This is a genomic window from Methylothermus subterraneus (assembly GCF_054656915.1).
Genome location: NZ_BAAHXK010000022.1, coordinates 1 through 5,481, shown reverse-complemented (window position 1 = coordinate 5,481; position 5,481 = coordinate 1). Strand labels below are relative to the sequence as shown.

At 62.1% G+C, this 5,481-nt stretch carries 5 protein-coding genes; 2 read left to right on the top strand and 3 right to left on the bottom strand.

The genetic code is table 11. The features are described 5' to 3' along the window. The 3 genes from ACYQ3M_RS11445 to ACYQ3M_RS11435 form a co-directional block, all read right to left on the bottom strand. Nucleotides 1–330 (bottom strand): MerR family DNA-binding transcriptional regulator (locus tag ACYQ3M_RS11445; protein ID WP_460036216.1); only part of this gene is annotated, 330 nt, incomplete at its 3' end. A 58-nt stretch (nucleotides 331–388) separates the two neighbouring features. Beyond that, nucleotides 389–808 carry a type II toxin-antitoxin system VapC family toxin gene (locus ACYQ3M_RS11440; RefSeq protein WP_460036215.1) on the bottom strand — a complete coding sequence of 140 codons (420 nt, stop codon included), beginning with the start codon at nucleotides 806–808 and terminating at the stop codon, nucleotides 389–391. Next, nucleotides 805–1,038: a hypothetical protein gene (locus ACYQ3M_RS11435; RefSeq protein ID WP_460036214.1), complete on the bottom strand. Its 234-nt coding sequence runs from the start codon at nucleotides 1,036–1,038 to the stop codon at nucleotides 805–807. The genes ACYQ3M_RS11440 and ACYQ3M_RS11435 overlap by 4 nt, the downstream gene beginning before the upstream one ends. 188 nt (nucleotides 1,039–1,226) lie before the next feature. Here ACYQ3M_RS11435 and ACYQ3M_RS11430 point away from each other — a divergent pair, with 188 nt between their 5' ends. Both ACYQ3M_RS11430 and ACYQ3M_RS11425 read left to right on the top strand, forming a co-directional pair. Then, nucleotides 1,227–4,661, top strand: coding sequence for a helicase-related protein (locus tag ACYQ3M_RS11430; protein ID WP_460036213.1), 3,435 nt, complete (start codon nucleotides 1,227–1,229; stop codon nucleotides 4,659–4,661). Continuing rightward, entirely contained in the window at nucleotides 4,658–5,476 is an 819-nt protein-coding gene (locus ACYQ3M_RS11425; protein ID WP_460036212.1) for a four helix bundle suffix domain-containing protein, read from the top strand. The genes ACYQ3M_RS11430 and ACYQ3M_RS11425 overlap by 4 nt, the downstream gene beginning before the upstream one ends. The last annotated feature ends 5 nt before the right edge of the window (nucleotides 5,477–5,481 follow it).

The window sequence follows — 5,481 nt, the reverse complement described above, 5'->3', positions numbered from 1 at the left end:
AATAAACTCAACATTCGACAAGCCTTTAGCCACGACGAACTCTTCCAGCACCTTACGCTGGTTGACCAGGTCTGACTTCTGCGCGGCGCTGGATACGCGACAGTAGGCAACAAGTCGCGTTGGCTTAGATACCTCATTGCGCAAGCCAATAAACTCGAGGAGTTGCGCCTCGGTGTACAGGCGTCGGTTGCTGTCCGTTCGCGCCGCCGGAATTAAACGCCCCTCGCGCTCCCAGCGTTGCAGGGTCTTGACCGAGACGCCAAGCAGCTTCGCCGCCTTGCCCGTGCTCATCATAGTGCCTTCCATGAGCATATATTCACTATCGCGCATAATTTTCAATACTAGGGTTGGCTCCTTCCTTTAGGGAAGGAGGTAGGGAAGGAGGATGTCAAACGGTGAAATCGGATAACAGGGTGATTCGGCCCAGGCCGCCAGCCTTGCGCCAGTAGTGGGCGTCGGCGGTAACCAGGGTGGCGCCGGCTTCCAGGGCGGTGGCGTGGTAGAGGGTGTCGAACAGGTGATGGCGCAGCTCGACCGCCAGTCGTGTTGCCACCCGGTACAGACAGGGGGTGTTGAGGGTGGGCCAGTCGAGAAGATGAAGGCTTTCCACGTCACCCTGGGCGGTTTGCGGGCTGATGCGGCACAATACCGCCGCCACTTCGACCAGCCAGTGGTCAGGAAGGATCAGATCAAGCTCGCCACGACCGACGGCCATGACCAATTCGGTCGCTTTCTCGGTATAGACCTCGCGCTCAGGATCGGCGAGCAGCCACTTGATTAGCACGCTGGCATCGAGAACGACCTTCAAGGCCGCCCCTCTTCGCGTGCCCGGCGGATTTCCTCATCGGTGGCGGTGGGGCGGTCCTTGCGGGTCCGGGTGAGTTCCTCGATGATCGCCTGCCGCCGCAGCTGGCGCTCCTTCTCCTCCACCGCCTGTTTCATCAGGCGGGCGATGATGGCGCTTTTGTTCTCGCCCGCGAAGGCTTTGTTAAAAGCTTCCTTGATCTCGTCAGGGACGGAGAAATTGACCGTGGCCATGAGGCACTCCCCACGGTTGTTGAAATTTTCAATAATACTAACACATTGGGAGGCATGAGATGCGGGAAAGTTCACAAGCGTACCGCAATCTGGGCCATACTGAAGGTGTTTTTGGTAAAGGGGACTTCGATGATCGAACACTAGCGGCGATGCGCTACGGCCGCCGTGTCTGGCGTAAGGAATGCCATATGAGTGAGCAAAGGACCCTAGAAGAAGGACAGATTCTCACGGGACCCCTATTCAGCGAACCGATGCGGGTGGAGACGGTGCGTGCGGACGGCACCGACACGTGGGTGGTTGGACTGGTCGGCACGCAGTCGGAGCGGTTCCGCAAGGTCACGCTGACGACCCGGGACCTCGAGAACCTGACCATTTTCGATGCCCGGCACTCCTACGATGGGGACGGGCGCCTCCTTCGCCTCGGCCTGCAGGCGTACTCCCTTGGGATCGCCTACGAGTTCGACCCCTACTTCGGCCTGTCGATTTCTCGCGTGGACCCGCTGCCGCATCAGCTCGAGGCTGTCTACGACTACCTCCTCAAGCTCCCCCGGATTCGGTTCCTGCTGGCCGACGACGCCGGGGCGGGAAAGACGATCATGGCCGGCCTGCTGATCCGCGAACTCGAACTGCGCGGCCTGGCCGAACGCATCCTGATCGTTTGTCCTGCCAACCTTTCGTTTCAATGGCAGCGCGAACTCAAGGAGAAATTCGACGCGAAGTTTCTTGTTCTCAAGGGCAGCGATATCCGCGATCAGTTCGGTGTCAACCAGTGGCTGGAACAGAAGCGCATCATCACCTCGCTCGACCTCGCGAAGCGGAAGGACATTCTCCCTGGGCTGCGGCAAGTCCACTGGGATCTGGTGATTGTCGACGAGGCGCACCGCATGTCGGCCTCCGATGAGACCCACAAGAGTTTGCGCTACAAGTTGGGCGAGCTTCTGAGGGAGACATCGGATCACCTGCTGCTGCTTACGGCCACGCCGCACAAGGGCGATCCATTGAATTTCAGTCTTTTCCTCCAGCTCCTCGACGCAGACGCCTACGCAGATGTCCGGTCCATCCGCGAGGCGATGGACCGCCGCCGCGCGCCGTTCTACCTGCGCCGCACCAAGGAAGCGATGGTCTACTTCCCCGAGCGCCGAACGGACGGGACGTGGGTGGCGGAAAAGATCTTCACGAAGCGCATCCCGCACACCGTCGAATTCCAGATTGACGGGGCGGAGTTCGAGCTCTACCGCGACATCACACGCTTTGTGAAGCAGCAGAGCACAAAGGCTGCAGCCCAGGGCGACGATCCGCGCGCGCGTGCCGTCGGCTTCCTCATGTCCCTCTACCAGCGGCGGCTAGCTTCAAGCACCTACGCGATGCGGCGCTCCCTTGAGAACCGAGCCAAGCGCCTGGAAGAAGGACTGAAACGAGCCCAAGACCTCGCTCGGGTGGCCCCGCCGGATCTTCCCGATCCGGAAGAGCTGGAGGAGATGGAAGAGAGCGAACGCGAGCGGCTCGAAGAAGCGCTTGAAGCCATCACGCTTGCGGGCAATGCCGAGCAGATCTGTGAGGAAGTCCGGGAGCTCCGACGACTGGCGGAGCACGCTCGAGCGGTCGAGGACTCGGGGACGGAAGCCAAACTCTCCAAGCTCAATGGTCTCCTTCAGCAGGAGGGCTTTTTCGACCACCCCGAGAAACGGCTCCTCATCTTCACGGAGTTCAAAGACACGCTGGACTACCTCGTGGACCGGCTCAAGTCCTGGGGCTTCCGAGTCGGGTGCATCCACGGCGGAATGAAGCCGGGATCGCGTGACGAGCCAGGGACGCGGCTTCACGCTGAGCAGCAGTTCCGCGAAGGGGCCATCCAGATCCTCGTGGCGACCGAGGCGGCTGGGGAAGGGATCAACCTTCAGGTCTGCAACATCCTCTTCAACTACGACATTCCGTGGAACCCGAACCGCCTCGAACAGCGGATGGGCCGCATTCACCGTTACGGTCAGCGCAAAAACTGTCTGATCTTCAACTTCGTGGCGACGAACACCATCGAGGGCAGGGTGCTTCAGCGGCTTTTGGAGAAGCTCCAGGAGATTCGGGACGCCCTCGACGACGACGCTGTCTTCAATGTGGTGGGCGAGGTGCTCCCGGCGGCCCACGTGGAGCGGGTCCTGCGCGACTACTATGCGGGCCGGCTCGGTGATGCCGACCTGGAGGAACGGCTCCTCAAGAACGTGGACGAACGCCAGTTCCGCGCGATCTGCCAGAACGCTCTTGAGGGACTGGCCTCGAAGACACTCAACCTCGAGATGCTCATCGAGCGCCGGGCGCGGGCTCAGGAGCGGCGCGTGGTTCCCGAGACCATCGCGCGGTTCATCCGGGAGGCGGCCGAGTTCGTGCCGCTCACACTCAAGACCGTCCCCCGCCTTCCCCATACCTTCGAGCCGGGACGAACGCCCTCGGTACTACGTCGGTACGAGAACGACCCGACCTGGAAGCTCCCCACACTGGCGGCCAAGTACCCTCGTTGCTCGACGGATCGTGAGACGGCGGAGACGAACAACTTGGAGTGGGTCACGCCCGGTCACCCGCTGTTCGAGGCGATCCGCCGACACACGTACGCGCAGGCGCTCGACGTCTTCGGGAAGGGGGCGACCTTCTACTCCCTCCAGCATGACGCACCGGCCCGAATCGACTTCTACCGGGCGCGGGTCGTCGATGGCCTTGGCCAGGTCATCCACGAACGCCTGTTCGCGGTCGAGATTGCCGAGGATCGGGAGCCGCGCCTCCGTGAGCCGAGCGTGCTTGGCGACTTTACGCCGACGGACCCGCCGGCAACACTCCCTACGGTTGCCGTGGCACCCGAGGCGACGGCTTGGCTCCAGAGCCAAGCGCTCGCGCCGTTTCTCGAAGAGACCCGTAAGGATCGGCTCGCTGAGGTCGAGCGGATTTCGGCGCACGTGGAACTCTCGCTCACGGAGCTCTTGCAGCGAGCCGACGAGGAGATCGGCCGGGCGGCCGCCGAGGTCGAGCAGAGGATCGCCGGCGCCGAAGGCCGCCTCGCCCAGGCGGAAGCCCGGCACGCCGAGCTCCATCAGCGGCGGGAGCGGCGGCGCAAAGAGCTCGAGCAGCAGCGATCGCTGACACTGCAGGGCGTGGAGCGGCTGGCTAGTGTCCTTGTTTTGCCCCATCCTGAACGCGAGGCGCCGGAAGTCCGGCGATTGCAGCCCAACCCGGAGACCGAGGCTATCGCGATGCAGGTGGCGATGAAATACGAGCGCGCCCAAGGGCGCCAGGTCTTCGACGTCCATGAGAAAAACCTCGGCTACGATCTCACCAGCCTAGACCTGAACTCGGGGGAGCTTCGCCTCATCGAGGTGAAAGGGCTGGCCGAGGCCACAGGCACTGTCCTCCTCACCCCGAACGAACGCCGCGTAGCCGAAGACCGGCGCGACTGCTACTGGCTTTACGTGGTCACCAACTGCGCCACGAAGCCGCAGCTCCAGGAGCCGATCAAAGACCCCGCGCGCCTGGAATGGCACGAGGTCGTCAAAGTGGCCCACTACTACCTGTCTGTCGATGCGCTAACCCGGCCCATGCAGGTGCGGGAGGAATCGGCTTCGTATGGAGAACCGCAATGAGATCTGACCGATCTGACCGATCCGACGGATCCGACCGATCCGATAAACAAAAACGCCTGCGGCCCAGCGGAGGATATCGCAGCACCGCGAGTTTTCAAACCGCAACGCTCATTTACGACGCAACGTACTTTTTTTGTGAGAAATTCCTGGACCCGCGCTCACGCCTGGTTGACCAGATGGTCCAAGCCGCCCGATCGGGCCGGCAGAACATCGCCGAGGCCAGCCGCGCTTCGGCTGCTTCTTCTCAAATGGAACTGCGCCTGCTCAGCGTCGCCCGCGCCAGCTTGGAAGAATTGTTGCTTGACTTCGAAGATTACCTTCGCCACCACCACCTCCCTCAGTGGGCTGCAGACTCCCCAGAAGCTCGGACTTTGCGGGAAGTGCCCCGGCGGTTCCGAGAGGATCTGTCTGATCCGACTGATCCGACCGATCTGACGGATCTCACGGATCAGGAGCGTTGGGCGCTTTACGCCCCCTGGCTGGAGCATGCAGATCCCGCGGTCCGTGCCAATGCCGTGATTTGCCTGATCCACCAGGCTAACTTCCTGCTCGACCGACAGATCGCCGCCCTGGAAAAGCAGTTTATCGAAGAAGGCGGTTACAGCGAGCGCCTGGCTGCCGCCCGGCTGGCTTTTCGTCGGCAAAAGGATTCGTCCGATCCGTCTGATCCGTCGGATCCGACGGATCAGATCCCCAACTGCCCCCGCTGCGGAAAACCCATGGTGCTGCGCACGGCCCGGTCAGGCCGTAAGGCCGGCAGCCAGTTCTGGGGCTGCTCAGACTACCCAAAATGCAAGGGAGTGGTAGAGCTATGATCCCC

Bases quoted from the DNA above. Each gene is read 5' to 3' on its own strand.
- ACYQ3M_RS11435 (WP_460036214.1), bottom strand. From the start codon at position 1,038: ATGGCCACGGTCAATTTCTCCGTCCCTGACGAGATCAAGGAAGCTTTT.
- ACYQ3M_RS11430 (WP_460036213.1), top strand. From the start codon at position 1,227: ATGAGTGAGCAAAGGACCCTAGAAGAAGGACAGATTCTCACGGGACCC.
- ACYQ3M_RS11425 (WP_460036212.1), top strand. From the start codon at position 4,658: ATGAGATCTGACCGATCTGACCGATCCGACGGATCCGACCGATCCGAT.